We start from the raw sequence: 17,447 nt of genomic DNA, 5'->3' as shown, positions 1-17,447 counted from the left end.
AACGCACGCACCAGGTTCAGCGTCGACGACGACGCGTGGTACATCCGCTTCAGCCGCTCCGGATCCGGGATCCGCGCGGCCTCGGTGAACTCGAAACCGTTGACCGAGTCACCCCGGTACGTCGGCAGCGTCACCCCGTCCCGCGTCTCCGTGCCCTTGGAGCGCGGCTTGGAGTACTGGCCGGCGATACGGCCGACCTTCACCACCGGCACGGACGCCGCGTAGGTGAGGACGGCGCTCATCTGGAGCAGCGTCTTCAGCTTGGCGCGGATGTGGTCGGCGGACACCGCGTCGAAGGCCTCGGCGCAGTCGCCGCCCTGGAGGAGGAACGCCTCGCCACGGGCGACGGCTCCCATCCGGGCGCGCAGTTGGTCGCACTCGCCGGCGAAGACGAGCGGAGGATAGGACTCGAGCTCCGCGACGACGTCGCGCAGAGCCTCGGCATCGGGGTACTCAGGCTGCTGCGCCGCGGGCAGGTCTCGCCAGGTCGCCTTGGCGACGGCGTGGGTATCAGCGTTCACGGTCACGCCCCCACAGTACGGGTCCGAGGCCCGCGTCCACGCCAGTGACCGCCTGATGAGACGAAAACAGCGGAAGCGACGAATCAGACGGACCCGACACCTGCGGGTGGGCTACGATCGGCGCCATGTTCACGCAGACGACCCAGAACTGGTGGTGGACCGCTCATCCGGCGGCCCACTGACTGCGCGTACACCGAAACCACGCGAAGGCCGCCCGAGGGGCGGCCTTTCTCGTACCCGCGAGGCCGTTCCTCTCCTCAGTCCCCCGAAGGAAGGAACACCCATGGACCTCGCCCGTCCCGACCTCTCCCGTCCCGACCTCTCCCGTCTCCTCGACGACTCCTGCCCGCCGTTCGCGCTGCTGCGCCGCCGCACGCCCGGCCGTGACCACGACACCGTCGAGCTGCTGATCGGCCCGGTGCACGAGGCCGGGACACTCGCCGAACTGCCCGTGCGCGAGCTGCCGACGCTGGCCCTGGTGCCCTTCCGGCAGATCCGCGAGCGCGGGTTCGAGGTCCGCGACGACGGCACGCCGCTCGCCGTCCTGGCCGCCGAGGAGGCGTACGAGCTGCCGCTCGCCGACGCCCTCGCACAGCTCCCGGACCGGGAGGTGCGGGTCGAGGGCGGCGGGTTCGACGTGTCCGACGAGGAGTACGGGCGGATCGTGCGGCGGGTGATCGACGAGGAGATCGGGGGCGGCGAGGGCGCGAACTTCGTCATCCGGCGCACCTTCACCGGCGCGATCCCGGGCTTCGGGCGGGCCGACGCGCTCGCGCTCTTCCGGCGGCTGCTCGCGGGCGAGCGCGGCGCGTACTGGACCTTCGTCGTCCACACCGGCGAGCGGACCCTCGTCGGGGCCAGCCCGGAGGTGCACGTCCGGATGACAGGAGAAGGAGGCCGGCGCGAAGCGCCCTCGGTTGAGGGCGGTGGTGGGAGACGCGCGGGCGGGACGGTCGTGATGAACCCGATCAGCGGCACCTACCGCTACCCGGCGGGCGCCGCGCCGACGCCCGAGGACCTGCTCGCGTTCCTGGCCGACCGCAAGGAGACCGAGGAGCTGTCGATGGTCGTCGACGAGGAGCTGAAGATGATGTGCACGGTCGGCGACATGGGCGGGGTGGTGATCGGACCCCGGCTGAAGGAGATGGCCCATCTCGCCCACACGGAGTACGAGCTGCGCGGCCGCTCCTCGCTCGACGTGCGCGAGGTGCTGCGCGAGACGATGTTCGCGGCGACGGTCACCGGCTCGCCGCTGCAGAACGCGTGCCGGGTCATCGAGCGGCACGAGGTCGGCGGCCGCGGTTACTACGCGGGCGCGCTGGCGCTGCTCGGCACCGACGAGAACGGCGCGCAGACGCTGGACTCCCCCATCCTCATCCGTACCGCCGACATCGACGCCGGAGGCACGCTGCGGGTCCCGGTCGGCGCGACGCTCGTCCGGCACTCGGACCCGGCGGGCGAGGTCGCGGAGACGCACGCGAAGGCGGCGGGCGTGCTGGCGGCGCTCGGGGTACGGGAGGGGCGGCCGCGCGAGGAGGGCGCGGCGCCGGCACGGCTCGCCGACGACCCGCGGGTGCGGGCGGCGCTCGACGCGCGGCGCGCGGATTTGGCGCCGTTCTGGCTGAAGATGCAGGTCAGGTCGGCGGAGCTGACCGGGCACGCGCTGGTGATCGACGCCGAGGACACCTTCACGGCGATGCTGGCGCATCTGCTGCGCTCGTCGGGCCTGGAGGTGTCCGTGCTCCGCTATGACGAGCCGGGCCTGCGCGAGCTGGCGCTCGCCCATGACGGTCCGGTGGTCCTGGGCCCCGGCCCGGGCGACCCGCAGGACGCGGCCGACCCGAAGATGCGCTTCCTGCGCGGGCTGACGGCGGAGCTGTTGCGCGGCCACCGGCACGGTCTGCTCGGGGTGTGCCTGGGCCACGAGCTGATCGCGGCGGAGCTGGGTCTGGAGATCGTGCGGAAGCGGACGCCGTTCCAGGGCGCGCAGGTGCGGATCGACCTGTTCGGGCAGGAGCAGACGGTCGGCTTCTACAACAGCTTCACGGCGCGGTGCGACGAGCGGACGGCGACGGAGCTGGCGCTGCACCGGATCGAGGTGAGCCGGGACGCGGCGACGGACGAGGTGCACGCGCTGCGCGGCCCCGGTTTCGCGGGCGTGCAGTTCCACCCGGAGTCGGTGCTGACGATGGACGGGGCCGCGGTGACCGCCTCGCTGTTGGCGGGCGTGCTGGTCTGACGGCTGTCAGACCCTCGGTACCAGGACGTTCTCGTCGCGCCGCCGCGCGAGGTAGTTGAGGACGTTCTGGACCGTGGTGTCGATGATCTGGCCGACCGCGTCGGTCGTGTAGTACGCCTGGTGGGAGGTGACCACCACGTTCGGGAAGGTCACCAGGCGGGCCAGGGTGTCGTCCTCGATGCCCGCGAGGGACTTGTCGAGGAAGAAGAGCCCGGCCTCCGCCTCGTACACGTCGAGGCCGACGCCGGCGAAGCGGCCGGCGCGCAGTTCGCCGACGAGGGCCTCGGTGTCGACGAGGCCGCCGCGGCTGGAGTTCACCAGGATGGCGTCGTCCTTCATGGCGCGCAGGGCGGCGGCGTCGACGAGGTGGTGGGTGGCCGGCAGGAGCGGGACGTGCAGGCTGACGAGGTCGGCCTCGGCGAAGAGGCGCTCCTTGGCGACGTACTCCATGCCGAGGTCGAGGCAGGCGGGGTTCTCGGCGATGTCCCAGCCGAGCAGCTTCATGCCGAAGCCGTGGGCGATCCGGGTGAACGCCGCGCCGATCTTGCCGGTGCCGAGCACGCCGACCGTGCGGCCGCGCAGGTCGCGGCCCATGAGGCCGTCGAGCCGGAAGTCGAAGTCGCGGGTCCGGTTGGAGGCGCGGACGATCCGCCGGTTGACGGCCATGGCGAGGGTCCAGGCGAACTCGGCGACGGAGTACGGCGAGTAGTACGAGACGCGGGCGACGGTGAGGCCGAGCCGCTCGGCGACCTCCAGGTCGATGTTGTTGAAGCCGGTGGAGCGCTGGGCGACCATCTGCGTGCCGCCGGCGGCGAGGGTCTGCAGCACGCGGTTGTCGAGGTTGGCGTTGACGCTGGTGGAGATGACCTCGTAGCCAGAGGCGATGGGCGCGGTGTCCTCGGTGAGGAAGACGTCGAGGCAGCGGACCTCGTGGTGGCCCTGGAACGCCGCCTCCATGAGCGGCTTCTCGTCCGCCTGCACGCCGAATGCCAGGATCTCCACGGGCCCCTCCGGGGGATGCGCCGGTTTTGTCCGATCACAGGCGAATATACGGGCCCGCGCCCCGGACGGCCTCAGGCGTCGTCGAGGCCGACCTCGATGGCGTACCGGACCAGCTCCACGCGGTTGTGCAGCTGGAGCTTGCCGAGCGTGTTCTGGACGTGGTTCTGCACCGTGCGGTGGGAGATGACGAGCCGTTCGGCGATCTGCTTGTAGCTCAGGCCCTTGGCGACCAGGCGCAGCACCTCGGTCTCGCGCTCGGTGAGCCGCGGGGCCTTGGGCTCGTCGGCGCCGGCGGCGGGGACGGGCTCGGTGGCGAGCCGGCGGTACTCGCCGAGGACCAGGCCGGCCAGGCCCGGCGTGAAGACCGGGTCGCCGACGGCGGTGCGGCGCACCGCGTCGAGCAGCTCCTCCGTGCTGGCCGACTTCAGCAGATAGCCGGTGGCGCCGGACTTCACGGCCTCCAGGACGTCGGCGTGCTCACCGCTCGCCGAGAGGACCAGGACCCGCAGCCGCGGGTTGGCGCCGACCAGCTCCTTGCAGACCTGGACGCCCGGCTTGAGCGGCAGGTTCAGATCGAGGACGAGGACGTCGGGGTCGGCCGCGGCGGCGCGGCGGACGGCCTGCTCGCCGTCGCCCGCGGTGGCGACGACGGCGAGGCCGGCCTCGCCGAGGTCGCGCGCGACCGCGTCCCGCCACATGGGGTGGTCGTCGACCACCATGACCCGGATCGGCCGCTGCTGCTCCGCCGCCTGCTGCTGCTCGCTCACTTCGCTCCTGCCTTCCCCCGCTGTTCCCGCGGCGCGCGCGGGACCTTCAGTTCCACTTCGGTGCCCTGGCCGGGGACCGAGATCAGCTCGGCGGTGCCGCCGAGGTCACGCAGTCTGCCCCGGATGGACAGGGCCACGCCCATCCGGCCCTCGCCCTCGGCCTGGGCGAGCCGGCCCTCGGGGATGCCGGGGCCGTCGTCCCGTACGGTCACGATCACCTCGTCGCCCCAGTCCTCGACCAGGATCCAGGCCCGGGCCGTCTCGCCCGCGTGCGCCCTGACGTTGTCCAGGGCGGCGCCGACGGCGGCGGCCAGCTCGCGGGCGGCCGGGGCGGGCAGCGGGACCGGGGCGCCGGGGTCGGCGAGGGTGACGCGGGCGCCGGCGCGCGGGGCGAGCAGGGTGCGCAGGTCGACGTCGTCCGCGGTGTCCTCAGGCTCCTCCACGAGCCGGACGACCGCGCCCTCGGACTCGTCCTCGGAGACGTACGAGGTGCGGATCAGCCCGCCGGCCACCAGGGTGCGCAGCGCGACCTCCTGCTCGCCGGCCATCCGGCCCAGCTCGGCGGCCTCGCCGCCGAGGGCGGTGCCGCGCCGCTGCACCATGGCGAGGACCTGGAGCACGCTGTCGTGGATGTCCCGGGCCAGCCGCTCCCGTTCCCGGGTCGCGGCCTCGATCTCCAGGGCCCGGGCGAGGGTGCGCTCGGAGGCGCGGGCGACCTCGACCACGTAACCGATGGCGATGGAGGCGACCCAGACCAGCAGCACGTTGTGCAGGGTGTCGAGGGTGGGCCGGCCGCGCTCGACGATGTTGGCGACGGCGACCAGCGAGGACGCGAAGCCGGCCCAGCGCCAGCCGCCCTTGATGGCGTAGGCGAGGACGGCGCCGGCGGTCCATATCGACGGCAGGGTGCCGGCGTCGACGGACCTGACCTGCTCGTCCGCGAGCGGCGTGAGCAGGATGCCGGCGAGGGCGACGGCGAGGTCGGCGACCAGGAAGCGCTTGGTGCAGCTGGCCGCGTCCGCCACCTTGGGGAGGGTGGCGAGGGTCCACACGCACAGGAAGGCGAGATAGCCGACCGCGACCCAGTGCCGCTCGTAGTGCCGCCAGCCGAAGACGCAGAGCAGCACCGCGTAGCCCATGGTGAGGACGCGGTAGCCGGTGAGCGCGCGCCACAGCGGCTGCTCGACCGACATGCGCACGACACGCTCGCGCCTGGCCATCTCCCCCACCCCCGGGCGCCCCTCGTCAGAGGGTCAGGCGCCGGACTCTTCCCGTGCAGCGATCTCGGCCTTGACGGCCTCCTTGGCGGCCTTCTCGGCGTCCGCGATCTGCCGCTTGGCGGCGGTCGCGTAGATGTCGACGTACTCCTGGCCGGACAGCTTCATGATCTCGTACATGACCTGGTCGGTCACCGAGCGCAGGATGAAGCGGTCGCCCTCCATGCCGTGGTAGCGGCTGAAGTCGAGCGGCTTGCCGATCCGGATGCCCGGGCGCATCAGCTTGGGCACGAGCTTGCCGGGCGGCTGGATCTTCTCCGTGTCGATCATGGCGACCGGGATCACCGGCGCGCCGGTGGCGAGCGCCACGCGCGCGAGACCGCCGGGCTTGCCGCGGTAGAGCCGGCCGTCGGGCGAGCGGGTGCCCTCCGGGTAGATGCCGAACAGGCCGCCCGACTCGATGACCTCGATGCCGGCCTTGATCGCCGCCTCGCCCGCGCCGCGCGCGCCGGAGCGGTCGACCGGGAGCTGGCCGACGCCCTTGAAGAAGGCGGCCGTCAGCTTGCCCTTGACGCCGGGAGAGGTGAAGTACTCGGCCTTGGCGATGAAGGTGACCTTGCGGTCGAGCACCGCGGGCAGGAAGAAGGAGTCCGAGAAGGACAGGTGGTTGCTCGCGAGGATCGCCGGCCCCTCGGCGGGAATGTTCTCGAGGCCCTCCACCCAGGGCCTGAAGGCGATCTTCAGGGACCCTCCGAGGGAGAACTTCATAGCGCCGTAGATCAACTCGTCATGCCTTCCGTGTGCCGTCACGACGACCTTATCCCTTACCGCTCCGGCCGGACCGCCACAGGCGCCGCCACTTCGTGCGAACGGACCTGGTCGGGTGTCGGTCCGGTCGCGTACGGTGAAAGCCTTCCCCTTTTCGCAGTCGAACCCCGAACAGGAGACCCCGTGTCGGTCCTTCCTGGAGCCGAGCCGTACCGCCACGAGGGCGGAGAGGTCGGCGTCCTCCTCTGTCACGGATTCACCGGTTCCCCGCAGTCGCTGCGCCCCTGGGCCGAGTACCTGGCCGGGCGCGGGCTGACGGTCTCGCTGCCGCTGCTGCCCGGACACGGCACCCGCTGGCAGGACATGCAGCTCACCACCTGGCACGACTGGTACGCGGAGGTGGACCGCGAGCTGCGCGAGCTCACGGCGCGCTGCTCGCGGGTCTTCGTGATGGGCCTGTCGATGGGCGGCGCGCTGACGCTGCGGCTGGCGGCGCGGCACGGCGACGCGATCAGCGGCATCGTGCTCGTCAACCCCGGCAACAAGGTGCACGGCCTGGCCGCGAAGGCGCTGCCCGTCGTCCGGCACCTGGTGCCGTCCACCAAGGGCATCGCCAGCGACATCGCCAAGCCGGGCTCGGACGAGGTCGGCTACGACCGGGTGCCGCTGCACGCCGCGCACTCGCTGCGGCGCTTCTTCCAGGTCGTCGACGGCGAGCTGCCGCAGGTCACGCAGCCGATGGTGCTGCTGCATAGCCCGCAGGACCACGTCGTGCCGCCGGCCGACTCGGCGCGCGTCCTCAGCCGGGTGTCCTCGACGGACGTCAAGGAGATCCTGCTGGAACAGAGCTACCACGTCGCGACGTTGGACCATGACGCGGAGCGGATCTTCGAGGAGAGCTGGGCGTTCGTGTCCCGGCTCGCTCCGGAAGTCGAGCAGGCCGGGACGGTCGAGAAGGGAAGCGCGAGCGGTGGCTGAGCAGCAGGACGGGGAGCGCGAACCGCAGCCCATCGACGAGGAGGCGGCCTGGGCCGCGATCGTCGCGGGGTACGGCGAGGAGCCGGCGGATCCTCCGGGCGCGCGCCCGTTCCGTCCGGACCGTCCGGTGCGGGACCTTCCGCTGCCGGAGCTGCCGGACGCGCCGGACGACGGCGGGACGGCGCCGCCCGGGCCCGCGGCCTCCGGGTCTCCGGAGAAGCCGGACAAGTTCCGCAAGCCGGAGCCGCCGGCCGAGCCCGCCGGCCCGGACGCCGGCCCGGACAAGCCCGCCCTCGGCTCGTCGATCGTCTTCGCGCCGGGCGTGGGCCCGGGCGCGGGTGCGGGTGCGGGCCTGGGCGTCGGCGGTCCGCGCGACTACGCGCTCGACGACCCGGAGGACCTCCCCGAGGGCGCCGAGGGCCGCGACGAGGGCCACTTCGTCCCGCCGGAGCCCCCGCCCCTGCCGGAGGCCGACACCACGACCAAGTTCGCCTGGCTCGCGGCGGTCGGCGGCCCGGTCCTGATGCTGCTGGCCGTGCTGCTCCAGTGGGACATGACCTGGTGGCTGACCACGCTGTGCGTGGGCGGCTTCCTGGGCGGCTTCGTGACCCTGGTGGCCCGGATGAAGAGCGACGACGAGGACGACGACGGCTTCGACGACCCGGGCCGGGGCGCGGTGGTGTAGCCGCGCCGGGGCTCGCTGAGGGCTTTGGCCGGGGCTCGCTCAGGGCTTTACGAAGACGGGACACGGACCACCGCCAGCACCGGCAGGTGGTCCGTCGCCTTGTGGAGGTCCGACGGGTCGAGGTCGGTCGGGACGCCGCAGGAGAGGAAGTCGACGCCCGGGGTGGCGAGGATCGCGTCGATGCGGCGGTCGGGGGCCGGGGCGGGCCAGGTGGGTGCGCTGCCCCAGGGGGCGACCGCGTGGCCGTCGCGCAGGCGGGTGGTCAGGCGGGTCCAGGCGCGGCCGCCGGGGCGCTCGTTGAGGTCGCCGGCGACGATCGCGTACGGCGTGCCGAGCGCGGCCACCCGGTCCAGGAGCAGGCCGGCCTGGGCGTGGCGCTCGTCCGCGTACAGGCTCAGATGACAGCTGACCAGCCCGAGGCGCGCGCCGCCGAGGCGGACCACGGCGGTGGCGAGGCCGCGCCGGTGGCGGCCGGGGGTGAGGGGCAGGAGCACGTCCTCGGTGTGCTCGACGGTGGCCCGCAGCGAGCACAGCAGCATCGGTCCGGCGGCGGTCGCGCCGCCGCTCAGGATGACGAGCTCGCTCCTGGCGGCGAGCCGGGCCGCGTGCTTGCGCCAGCGGAAGAAGCGCGGCGCCTCCTGGAGGAAGACCAGGTCGGGGGCGCAGGCCCGGATGACCCGGGCGAGGGCGTCCTCGTCGTCGCGCATCGAGCGCACGTTGTACGAGAGGACCCGGACGATGGCCGAACCATCCGGTTCGGTACGGGAGTTGGGCAGCTCGCTGATCGCACTCGTCGCCATGACGTCAACATAAGCGCTGTGCCCGCCGCGCCCCAGAGGGCACGGCGGGCACGCTCCCGAACGAGTGGACGCTCAGCCCTGGCGGGCCAGGTCGGCCGCGCCGACGAGGCCGGCCTTGTTGCCGAGCTGTGCGGCGAGCACCTGGGCGTGCGGCCGCCACTGGCCGCCGATCAGCCAGCGCCGGAACGACTTGCGGATCGGGTCCAGGACCAGCTCGCCCTCGTCGGAGACGCCGCCGCCGACGATGAACGCCGACGGGTCGAAGAGCGACGCCAGGTCCGCGAGGCCGGCGCCGGCCCAGCGGGCGAGCTCGCGGAAGGAGTCGACCGCGACCTTGTCGCCGGCCCTCGCGGCCTCGCTGACGTGCTTGCCCTCGATGCCGTCGGGGGTGCCGTCGCCGAGGCCGAGGAGCACCGTGGCGTTCTCGGGGGTGGCGGCGGCGCGCTGCTTGGCGTAGCGGACCAGGGCGCGGCCGGAGGCGTACTGCTCCCAGCAGCCCTGGCTGCCACAGCCGCACAGCAGGCCGTCCGGGACGACCCGGATGTGGCCGAACTCGGCGGCCACGCCGAAGCGGCCGCGGCGCAGCTTGTTGCCGATGATGATGCCGCCGCCGAGGCCGGTGCCCAGCGTGATGCAGATGACGTCCTCGTGGCCCTGGCCGGCGCCGAAGCGGTACTCGCCCCAGGCGGCGGCGTTGGCGTCGTTCTCCACGACGACGGGGAGGCCGACGCGCTGTTCGACCTTGTCCTTCAGCGGCTCGTGCCGCCAGTGGATGTTCGGCGCGAAGAGGACGGTGGCGCGCTTGTCGTCGACGTAGCCCGCGGCACCGATGCCGACGGCCTCGATCTGGTACCCCTTGCCGGCCTCGGAGACCGCGGCGCAGATGGCGTCGACGATGCCTTCCGGCGTCGGCGGCGTCGGCACGGTGTGGGTGTCGAGGATGTTGCCCTCCTCGTCGACCACGCCGGCCGCGATCTTCGTGCCGCCGATGTCGACGCCGATGGTGAGTCCCATGTGTCCCTCAGTTTTCGGTCGAGCCCCGCTAGGGCCCACCGTACCCGAGGAGGCCGGGCCTCCCGATCGCTCCGGGGCCGGTCCCGGACCGATCCGGGACCGGCCCCGGAGCGGTCCTGGACCGGTCCCGGATCAGTCCAGGTCGATGTGCTGACCGGTTCCCGGGCCCTCGTCCTTGCGGTGGTCCTCGGGGTCGGCGCCGGTGCCGGTGTCCGTGCCGGTCTCGGCACCGGTGTCCGTGCCGGCCTCGGCGTCCGCTCCGGTCGCCTGCCGGGTGTCGCCGCGGGTCCAGCGCGTCTCATGGCCCTGGACGGCGGACCGGTAGGCGGCGAGCAGCTCGGTCCCGGCGGCCGCGAGGTGGTCGAAGACCTGCGGGTTGCGTTCGATGACGGGCTCGACGAGCGCCTTCGCCTGCTGGACGACCTGCTGGACGGTGGCCGCTGCCTGACCTGCGGCGGGGCCGCCGAGCCCGCCGCCCAGCGTTCCGGAGAGCTTGTCGGCGACGGCCTCGAACAGCTTGCGGAACTCCTCGGCCGGAGTGCCCGGCTCCTCGCCCTGCCGGGCGCGGCGGCGGGCCTTCTCGGCCTCCAGGTCCTCGGCGCAGGCCTTGGCCCAGGCGTCCTGGTCGCTGTCGCTCATGGCGTACTCCTCCGTGCTCCTACCGTCGACGGTACACGTCCGGCGAGGGCTCAGGGAGCGGTCCTCGGCCAGAGTCCGGGGTCCGGGGTGAAGCGGATCCGCAGATCGCCGTCGACGAGTCCGGCGCCGGTGACGGTGCAGCGGCGCAGCACGGCGGGCAGCGGGACGGCGCGGCGGAACGGGCCGACGGCGAGGAGGAGTTCGTCCCCGCGGCGGACGAGGGAGAGGCCGTCCTTGACGGCGCCGGGCAGCGGGACGTGCCAGACGAGGATGCCGTCCTCGGCGCGGCGGTCCTCGACGGTCCAGTCGGTGGCGGGTGCGGTGGCGGTGGCGGTGGCGGTGGCGGTGGCGACCGGTACGGCGAGCAGGACCAGGTCCTCCGGCCCGCGCACCCCGCGCCCGAGGTGCGGCAGTTCGTGCAGCTCCGGGTGGTCGGCGCGCAGCGCGGCGAGGTGACGGTGCTGCTCGGCGGCGAGCCCGGCGAACCAGGGGTCGGCCGAGCCGTCGGGCAGGACGCGGTTGGCGACGACGCCGTCGAGGGCGAGGCCCTGGAGGGCGAGCCCGAGGCGGGCGTCGCGCAGGGCGTCGGTGGCGGCCGGGCCCGGTTCGACGACGAGCCGGACGGCGGTGCGCGGGGAGCCGACGACCTGCTGGACGGCGGCCAGCTCCGCCTCCCAGCGGCCGGTGGTCTCGTACAGCCACTGCGCCGGCAGCGGTACGCCGGCGAGCTGGGCGAGCATCGGGCGCAGCGCGCGGGCGGCCTGCCGCTCCTGCGGGAGCAGGCGGCGCAGATAGCGGCGGAGCTGCTCGGGCAGCGCGAGCAGCGCGAGCGCCTCGCCGACCGGCGGCAGCTCGACGACGACCAGGTCCCAGTCCCCGTCCGCCGCGTCCCGCAGCGCCCGCAGCAGCGCGAACTGGCCGCTGCCGGGCAGCTCGGTCAGCTCCGCCTCTTCGAGGGGCGCGGCGCCGAGGAGGTCGAGCGCGGCGCCGGAGCGTGCCTGGAGGGAGAGGAACTCGCTCCGGAAGTCACCGGCGGGGTCGGGCACGAGGAGATGGAGGCTGCCGGCGGGGTGCGTGGCGGTGTCGCCGGGCTGCGTCAGCCGCACCGGCCGCGGCCTCCCGGCCGGAGCCTCGCCGGCCGGGAGCCCGGTCGCGCCGTCCGCCTCGCCGGAGACGAGCAGCACCCGGCGGCCTGCGCGGGCCTCGGCGAGGGCGGTGCCGGAGGCGACGGTGGTCCGGCCGGCGCCGCCCGTACCGGTGACAAGAATGATCCGCATGGGGCGACGGTACCGGCGCCGCGCGCCGGCGCTCACGTCTGGGCCGGTTCCCCCCGTGTGGGGCATCGGCCCTCCCTCAGACTTCGTCTTGCGCCTGAACCCGCGCCATGACCGCGACGCCCTACGGGTGCGGGTCAACGCGCGAGAAGCCCAGGCCCGGCAAGGGGCGACGTCCGTTGTGCCCACCCGTCCCGCCCTGCGGGACGATTGCCCACAACGGTGTGGGCCGGGGGCGCAGCCCGGGGGTTCGAGGGCTACCGGCCCGACTCGACCCGCTGCTTCAGGCCCGCCAGCGCACGGTCGATGATGACCTTCTCCGCCTTGCGCTTGATCATGCCGAGCATGGGGATCTTGACGTCGACCGTCAGCTGGTACGTGACCTCGGTGGCGCCGCCCGCCGCCGGGGCGAGGCGGTAGGAGCCGTCGAGGGTGCGGAGCATCTGGGACTTGACGAGGGTCCAGGAGACCTCGTTGTCGCCGGTCCAGGTGTAGGCGAGGGTGTGGTCGTCCTTGATGGCGCCCGCGTCGAGGAGGAGGCGGACCTTCTCCGCGCGGCCGGCCGCGTCGGTCTGGAGGACCTCGGCCTCCTTCACCTCGCCCGTCCACTCGGGGTAGCGGGCGAAGTCGGCGATGACGCCCATGACCTCGGCCGGGGCCGCCTCGATGGTGATGCTCGAGCTGGTGTGTTCCGCCATCGCGGGGGCTCCTCGTATGGACGCGACTCGTCTTCAGTCTTCAGCGTGCAGGCTATCGCGCCCCTGTTGCGGGGCTGTCACCCGCCGCCCGTCACCACTCCAGCGTCCAGGGGCGGCCCGTCGCCGCGAAGTGCCCCACGTTGACGCACTCGGTGGCGCCGATCCGCATCCGGCGGACGAGCGGCTGGTGGACGTGGCCGAAGAGGGCGTAGCGGGGGCGGACGCGGTGGATGGCGTCGAGGAGGGCGCGGCTGCCGCGTTCGAAGCGGCGGGCGACGGTGTCGTAGGTGAGTTCGGGGACCTCCGGCGGGATGTGCGAGCAGAGCACGTCGACGTCGCCGAGGGCCTCGACCTTGGCGGCGTACTCCTCGTCGGGGATCTCGTACGGGGTGCGCATGGGGGTGCGCAGGCCGCCGCCGACGAAGCCGAAGACGAGGCCGCCGAGCTCGACGCGCTGGCCGTCGAGGACGGTGGTGCCGGGGCCGGCGTACTCGGGCCAGAGGGTCGGCATGTCGACGTTGCCGTAGGTGGCGTACGTCGGAGTGGGGAAGGCGGCGAACATCTCGGCGTACTGGCGGCGGACGGCGGACTCGATGGCGCTCGCGCGGTCCACGGCGAGCTCGCCCCAGAGCCGTCGGCCGAGGTCACGGGCCTCGTCGAAGCGGCGGGCGGTGCGCAGTTCGACGATGAGGTCGGCGTTCTCGGTGCCGAAGAGGTCGGGGAAGATGCCGCGGCTGTGGTCGGCGTAGTCGAGGAAGAGCACCAGGTCGCCGAGGCATATCAGCGCGTCGGCGCCGTCCCCCGCCCGGGCGAGGGCAGCCGTGTTGCCGTGCACGTCGCTCACCACGTTGATCCGCATGGCGTCAGCCTATGGGTTGCGACCTGCGGTTACTTGGGAGTCGCCGAAGCGGTCGACTACTGTGCGGCCAGGTACGCCATAGATGTGTGACGCATGGAACATCTGGCCAGGACCCCCTATCGGGAACCACGTACTGATGGGTAACGTCCGGGCAGTCCAGTCGTGCTCACCCCCACCCAGAGCACCCTGCCCGATCTTGGACCGCACCGGTGCATCCACAGAGCCGTGGCGCCGGCGCCCGATGAGGAGCAGCAGTCTTGCGCGAGTTCAGCCTTCCGGCCCTGTACGAGGTCCCCACGGACGGCAACCTGACGGATCTCATCCGCCGCAACGCCTCCCAGCATCCAGACGTCGCCGTGATGGCGAAGAAGGTCGCGGGCGCGTGGGCCGACGTCACCGCGAAGCAGTTCCTCGCCGAGGTCAGGGGCGCGGCGAAGGGGCTGATCGCGGCCGGGATCGAGCCGGGCGACCGGGTCGCGCTGCTGTCCCGCACCCGCTACGAGTGGGTGCTGCTCGACTTCGCGATCTGGAGCGCGGGCGCGGTGACCGTGCCGGTGTACGAGACCAGCTCGCCGGAGCAGATCCAGTGGATCCTCGGTGACTCGGGCGCGAAGCTGGCGCTCGTCGAGAGCGCGGCGCACCGGGCCTCGGTGGAGTCGGTGCGGGCGAACCTGCCGGGCCTCCAGGGCATCTGGCAGATCGAGGACGACGCGGTCGCGCGGCTCACGGCCGGCGGCGCGGACGTCTCCGACGAGCTGCTCGACCAGCGGATGTCCACGGCGCACGCGGACGACCCGGCGACGATCGTCTACACCTCGGGCACCACCGGCCGCCCCAAGGGCTGCGTGCTGACCCACCGTGCCTTCTTCGCCGAGTGCGGCAACGTGGTGGAGCGGCTGAAGCCGCTGTTCCGCACCGGCGAGTCCTCGGCGCTGCTGTTCCTGCCGGCCGCGCACGTCTTCGGCCGGCTGATCGAGGTCGGCTGTGTGATGGCGCCGATCAAGCTGGGCTGTCTGCCGGACATCAAGACGCTCACCGACGAGCTGGCGTCCTTCAAGCCGACGCTGGTCCTCGGCGTGCCGCGCGTCTTCGAGAAGGTCTACAACGGCGCCCGGGCGAAGGCGCAGGCCGACGGCAAGGGCAAGATCTTCGACAAGGCCGCGCACACGGCGATCGCGTACAGCCGCGCGCTGAGCACGCCGCAGGGTCCGGCCTTCGGTCTGAAGCTGAAGCACAAGATCTTCGACAAGCTGGTGTACGGGAAGCTGCGCGCGGTCCTCGGCGGGCGCGGCGAGTACGCGATCTCCGGCGGCGCGCCGCTGGGCGAGCGGCTCGGCCACTTCTTCCGGGGCATCGGCTTCACGGTCCTGGAGGGCTACGGCCTGACGGAGTCGTGCGCGGCGACCGCGTTCAACCCGTGGGACCGGCAGAAGATCGGCACGGTCGGGCAGCCGCTGCCGGGCTCGGTGGTCCGGATCGCCGACGACGGCGAGGTGCTGCTGCACGGCGAGCACATCTTCTCCGGGTACTGGAACAACGAGGCCGCGACGGCGGAGGCGCTGGCGGACGGCTGGTTCCACACCGGTGACATCGGCACGCTCGACGAGGACGGCTACCTCGCGATCACCGGCCGCAAGAAGGAGATCCTGGTGACGGCGGGCGGCAAGAACGTCGCCCCGGCGGTCATCGAGGACCGGATCCGGGCGCACGCGCTGGTCGCGGAGTGCATGGTGGTCGGCGACGGACGGCCGTTCGTGGGCGCGCTCGTCACCATCGACGAGGAGTTCCTGGGCCGCTGGGCGGCCGAGCACGGCAAGCCGGCCGGTGCGACGGCGGCGTCGCTGCGCGAGGACCCGGAGCTGCTCGCGGAGGTCCAGCGGGCGGTGGACGACGGCAACGCGGCGGTCTCGAAGGCGGAGTCGGTGCGGAAGTTCCGTATCCTGTCCGCGCAGTTCACGGAGGAGGCGGGGCACATCACCCCGTCGCTGAAGCTGAAGCGCAACGTGGTGGCGAAGGACTTCGCCGACGAGATCGAGGCGATCTACTCGGCCTGACCGTCCGTCCTGACCGTCCTGACGGTCGTCGAACGCCCCTGGTGGGCCCGGGTTCCGGGCCGGCCGGGGGCGTTTCGCGCACGTCGGGCCGGAACGGACCATTCCGCACAGACCGTTCCGCACAGGCCGTTCCGTACACACCGTTCCGCACACACGACATGAAAGGCAGTCATGCGGCTCAAGCGCACCGGCGCCGTCCTCGGCACGGCCCTCACCGCCCTCGTCACCCTCACCGGGTGCAGCTCCTGGGGCGAGGACGCCGGCCTGCCCGCGGCCGGGGACATGGCGGCCATCGAGAAGCTGGTCGGCGCCCACACCATGTGCAGCGACCTGCGCACGGGCAGCGGCGACAGCGGCGCCATGGGCCTGGAGGCGAAGGACCCGGCCTGGGCGGTCAAGGAGCGCGGCGTGTGCGGCAACGACGCCGGCGACACCCTCACCCTGCTGTCCCTGTCCGACATGGAGAAGTTCCAGCAGGCGAACAAGAAGGCCGCGTCGGCGGGCCACGACACCCGCTTCCTCCTCGGCCAGGACTTCGCCGTGGCCACGACCGACCCGGCGGCGGCCAAGGCCCTGGTCAAGGCCGACCTGCTGCTCTTCACCTGCGAGAAGGGCTTCAAGGTCCCGGACGGCTACCGCAAGGAGAAGCTGCTGGTGGACGGGTGCGCGCTGACGGACTACCTGCCGGAGTAGGGCCCCGGCCCGCCCGCGGCGCCGGGCCCGCCGCTCCCTACAGCAGTTCGCGCAGCCGCTCCGCCAGCAGGTCCCAGCGCCAGCGCTCCTCGACCCACTGGCGGCCGCGTTCGCCCATGCGGGCGCGCAGCTCGGGGTCGAGGAGGAGGGTCGCGACGCGGTCGGCGGTCTCCTCGGGGGCGTCGCCGCGGACCACCCAGCCGGTCTCGCCGTCGAGGACGGCGTCGGGGGCGCCGCCTGAGTCGCCGGCGACGACCGGGAGGCCGGTGGCGGAGGCTTCGAGGTAGACGATGCCGAGGCCCTCGACGTCGAGGCCGCCGCGGCGGGTGCGGCACGGCATGGCGAAGACGTCGCCGGCGCCGTAGTGCGCCGGGAGCTCGGACCACGGGACGGCGCCGGTGAAGCGGACGGACGCGGCGACGCCGGTGCGGGCCGCGAGGGCGCGCAGGTCCTTCTCGTACGGGCCGCCGCCGACGATCAGCAGGACCGCGCCGGGCACCCGGCGCAGGATCTCCGGCAGGGCGAGGATGAGGGTGTCCTGGCCCTTGCGCGGCACCAGGCGCGACACGCACACGACCACCGGGCGGTCGCTGAGCCCGAGCCGTGCGCGCACCTCGGCGCCGCCGGAGTCGGGGTGGAAGGTCTTCTCGTCGACGCCGGGCGGCAGCTGGGTCATCCGCGCGGCCGCGGCCGGCGTGAGCGCGGCGGCGATCCGGGAGCGGGTGTACTCGCCGAGGTAGGTGAGGGTGTCCGTGCCCTCGCCGATGCGCCGCAGCAGCTGCCGGGAGGCCGGCAGCTGCGCCCAGCCCGCCTCGTGCCCGTGCGTCGTGGCGACGAGCCGCTTGGCGCCCGCGCGCCGCAGCGCCGGGGCCATCAGGCCGAGCGGGGCGGCCGCGCCGAACCAGACCGATTCGCAGCCGTGCTCGCGCAGCAGCGCCGTGGCCCGCGCGGTGACCCTGGGCGTCGGCAGCAGCATGGTGGTGCGGTCGCGGACGACCGTGAAAGGCTGGTCCGCGTCGAACGCGGCCGTCGCCTCGATCCCCTCGCGGCTGCGCTTCCACGTGGAGGCGTAGACCACGATCCGTTCGGGATCGAGCCGGAGCGCCATGTTGTGCAGGAATGCCTGGATTCCGCCGGGTCGCGGCGGAAAGTCGTTGGTTACGATCAGGGTCTTGTGCATCGTGGCCGACAGTACCGCGATCGCGCCCCGGGCCCGGCACCACCACCCTCCGCCACGGC

General features: G+C 73.2%; 18 protein-coding genes. 6 read left to right on the top strand and 12 right to left on the bottom strand.

The window, feature by feature from the left end; genetic code table 11:
• A partial coding sequence (locus tag ACFYU9_RS10435) for a 3-deoxy-7-phosphoheptulonate synthase (RefSeq protein ID WP_389205312.1) occupies positions 1–527 on the bottom strand: 527 nt, incomplete at its 3' end.
• Positions 528–646: 119 nt separating this feature from the next.
• Here ACFYU9_RS10435 and ACFYU9_RS10430 point away from each other — a divergent pair.
• Positions 647–703 (top strand): trp operon leader peptide, encoded by a 57-nt coding sequence (locus ACFYU9_RS10430; RefSeq protein WP_123954659.1) that lies wholly within the window; start codon positions 647–649, stop codon positions 701–703.
• Between the two features lie 101 nt (positions 704–804).
• Positions 805–2,760, top strand: a complete 1,956-nt coding sequence (locus ACFYU9_RS10425) for an anthranilate synthase family protein (protein WP_389344111.1) — start codon at positions 805–807, stop codon at positions 2,758–2,760.
• A gap of 6 nt (positions 2,761–2,766) precedes the next feature.
• Here the strand turns inward: ACFYU9_RS10425 and ACFYU9_RS10420 are convergent, their stop codons facing one another.
• From ACFYU9_RS10420 to ACFYU9_RS10405, 4 genes are all read right to left on the bottom strand, one after another.
• A complete protein-coding gene (locus tag ACFYU9_RS10420) occupies positions 2,767–3,762 on the bottom strand; it encodes a 2-hydroxyacid dehydrogenase (RefSeq protein ID WP_389205316.1) in 996 nt (331 codons plus the stop codon).
• Between the two features lie 71 nt (positions 3,763–3,833).
• The gene (locus tag ACFYU9_RS10415; protein WP_389206694.1) at positions 3,834–4,481 is read right to left on the bottom strand and encodes a response regulator; all 648 of its coding nucleotides are present in this window, start codon (positions 4,479–4,481) and stop codon (positions 3,834–3,836) included.
• Between the two features lie 44 nt (positions 4,482–4,525).
• Positions 4,526–5,749 (bottom strand): MacS family sensor histidine kinase, encoded by a 1,224-nt coding sequence (gene macS / locus ACFYU9_RS10410; RefSeq protein ID WP_389344109.1) that lies wholly within the window; start codon positions 5,747–5,749, stop codon positions 4,526–4,528.
• A 33-nt stretch (positions 5,750–5,782) separates the two neighbouring features.
• On the bottom strand, positions 5,783–6,514 hold the full coding sequence (locus ACFYU9_RS10405; protein ID WP_389205320.1) for a lysophospholipid acyltransferase family protein: 732 nt from the start codon (positions 6,512–6,514) through the stop codon (positions 5,783–5,785).
• A gap of 183 nt (positions 6,515–6,697) precedes the next feature.
• On the opposite strand from ACFYU9_RS10405, the gene ACFYU9_RS10400 reads away from it, so the two are divergent.
• Together ACFYU9_RS10400 and ACFYU9_RS10395 are read left to right on the top strand one after the other, a co-directional pair.
• Positions 6,698–7,492: an alpha/beta hydrolase gene (locus tag ACFYU9_RS10400; protein WP_389205323.1), complete on the top strand. Its 795-nt coding sequence runs from the start codon at positions 6,698–6,700 to the stop codon at positions 7,490–7,492.
• Positions 7,485–8,177, top strand: coding sequence for a hypothetical protein (locus tag ACFYU9_RS10395; RefSeq protein WP_389344107.1), 693 nt, complete (start codon positions 7,485–7,487; stop codon positions 8,175–8,177). The genes ACFYU9_RS10400 and ACFYU9_RS10395 overlap by 8 nt, the downstream gene beginning before the upstream one ends.
• Before the next feature lie 47 nt (positions 8,178–8,224).
• Here the strand turns inward: ACFYU9_RS10395 and ACFYU9_RS10390 are convergent, their stop codons facing one another.
• The 6 genes from ACFYU9_RS10390 to ACFYU9_RS10365 form a co-directional block, all read right to left on the bottom strand.
• On the bottom strand, positions 8,225–8,977 hold the full coding sequence (locus tag ACFYU9_RS10390) for an endonuclease/exonuclease/phosphatase family protein (protein ID WP_389344105.1): 753 nt from the start codon (positions 8,975–8,977) through the stop codon (positions 8,225–8,227).
• A gap of 72 nt (positions 8,978–9,049) precedes the next feature.
• Positions 9,050–9,991: an ROK family glucokinase gene (locus tag ACFYU9_RS10385; protein ID WP_389205328.1), complete on the bottom strand. Its 942-nt coding sequence runs from the start codon at positions 9,989–9,991 to the stop codon at positions 9,050–9,052.
• Positions 9,992–10,123: 132 nt separating this feature from the next.
• Positions 10,124–10,630, bottom strand: coding sequence for a DUF5304 domain-containing protein (locus ACFYU9_RS10380; protein WP_389344103.1), 507 nt, complete (start codon positions 10,628–10,630; stop codon positions 10,124–10,126).
• A gap of 50 nt (positions 10,631–10,680) precedes the next feature.
• A complete protein-coding gene (locus ACFYU9_RS10375) occupies positions 10,681–11,907 on the bottom strand; it encodes an ArsA family ATPase (protein WP_389344101.1) in 1,227 nt (408 codons plus the stop codon).
• Between the two features lie 254 nt (positions 11,908–12,161).
• Positions 12,162–12,602: an SRPBCC family protein gene (locus tag ACFYU9_RS10370; RefSeq protein WP_389205334.1), complete on the bottom strand. Its 441-nt coding sequence runs from the start codon at positions 12,600–12,602 to the stop codon at positions 12,162–12,164.
• A 91-nt stretch (positions 12,603–12,693) separates the two neighbouring features.
• Entirely contained in the window at positions 12,694–13,449 is a 756-nt protein-coding gene (locus ACFYU9_RS10365; protein WP_389206695.1) for a metallophosphoesterase, read from the bottom strand.
• A gap of 269 nt (positions 13,450–13,718) precedes the next feature.
• Here ACFYU9_RS10365 and ACFYU9_RS10360 point away from each other — a divergent pair, with 269 nt between their 5' ends.
• A complete protein-coding gene (locus ACFYU9_RS10360; RefSeq protein ID WP_389344099.1) occupies positions 13,719–15,515 on the top strand; it encodes an AMP-dependent synthetase/ligase in 1,797 nt (598 codons plus the stop codon).
• 171 nt (positions 15,516–15,686) lie between these two features.
• Positions 15,687–16,208, top strand: a complete 522-nt coding sequence (locus ACFYU9_RS10355) for a hypothetical protein (RefSeq protein WP_389205338.1) — start codon at positions 15,687–15,689, stop codon at positions 16,206–16,208.
• A 37-nt stretch (positions 16,209–16,245) separates the two neighbouring features.
• On the opposite strand, the gene ACFYU9_RS10350 is transcribed toward ACFYU9_RS10355, so the two are convergent.
• Complete coding sequence (locus ACFYU9_RS10350; RefSeq protein ID WP_389205340.1) at positions 16,246–17,388, bottom strand: glycosyltransferase family 4 protein; 1,143 nt, start codon at positions 17,386–17,388, stop codon at positions 16,246–16,248.
• Positions 17,389–17,447 lie beyond the last annotated feature (59 nt).

The organism is Streptomyces sp. NPDC004327 (genome assembly GCF_042873935.1).
Taxonomy (GTDB): Bacteria; Actinomycetota; Actinomycetes; order Streptomycetales; family Streptomycetaceae; genus Streptomyces.
Note: the sequence above shows the minus strand (reverse complement) of the source record. Positions and strands in the feature narration are given on the sequence as shown.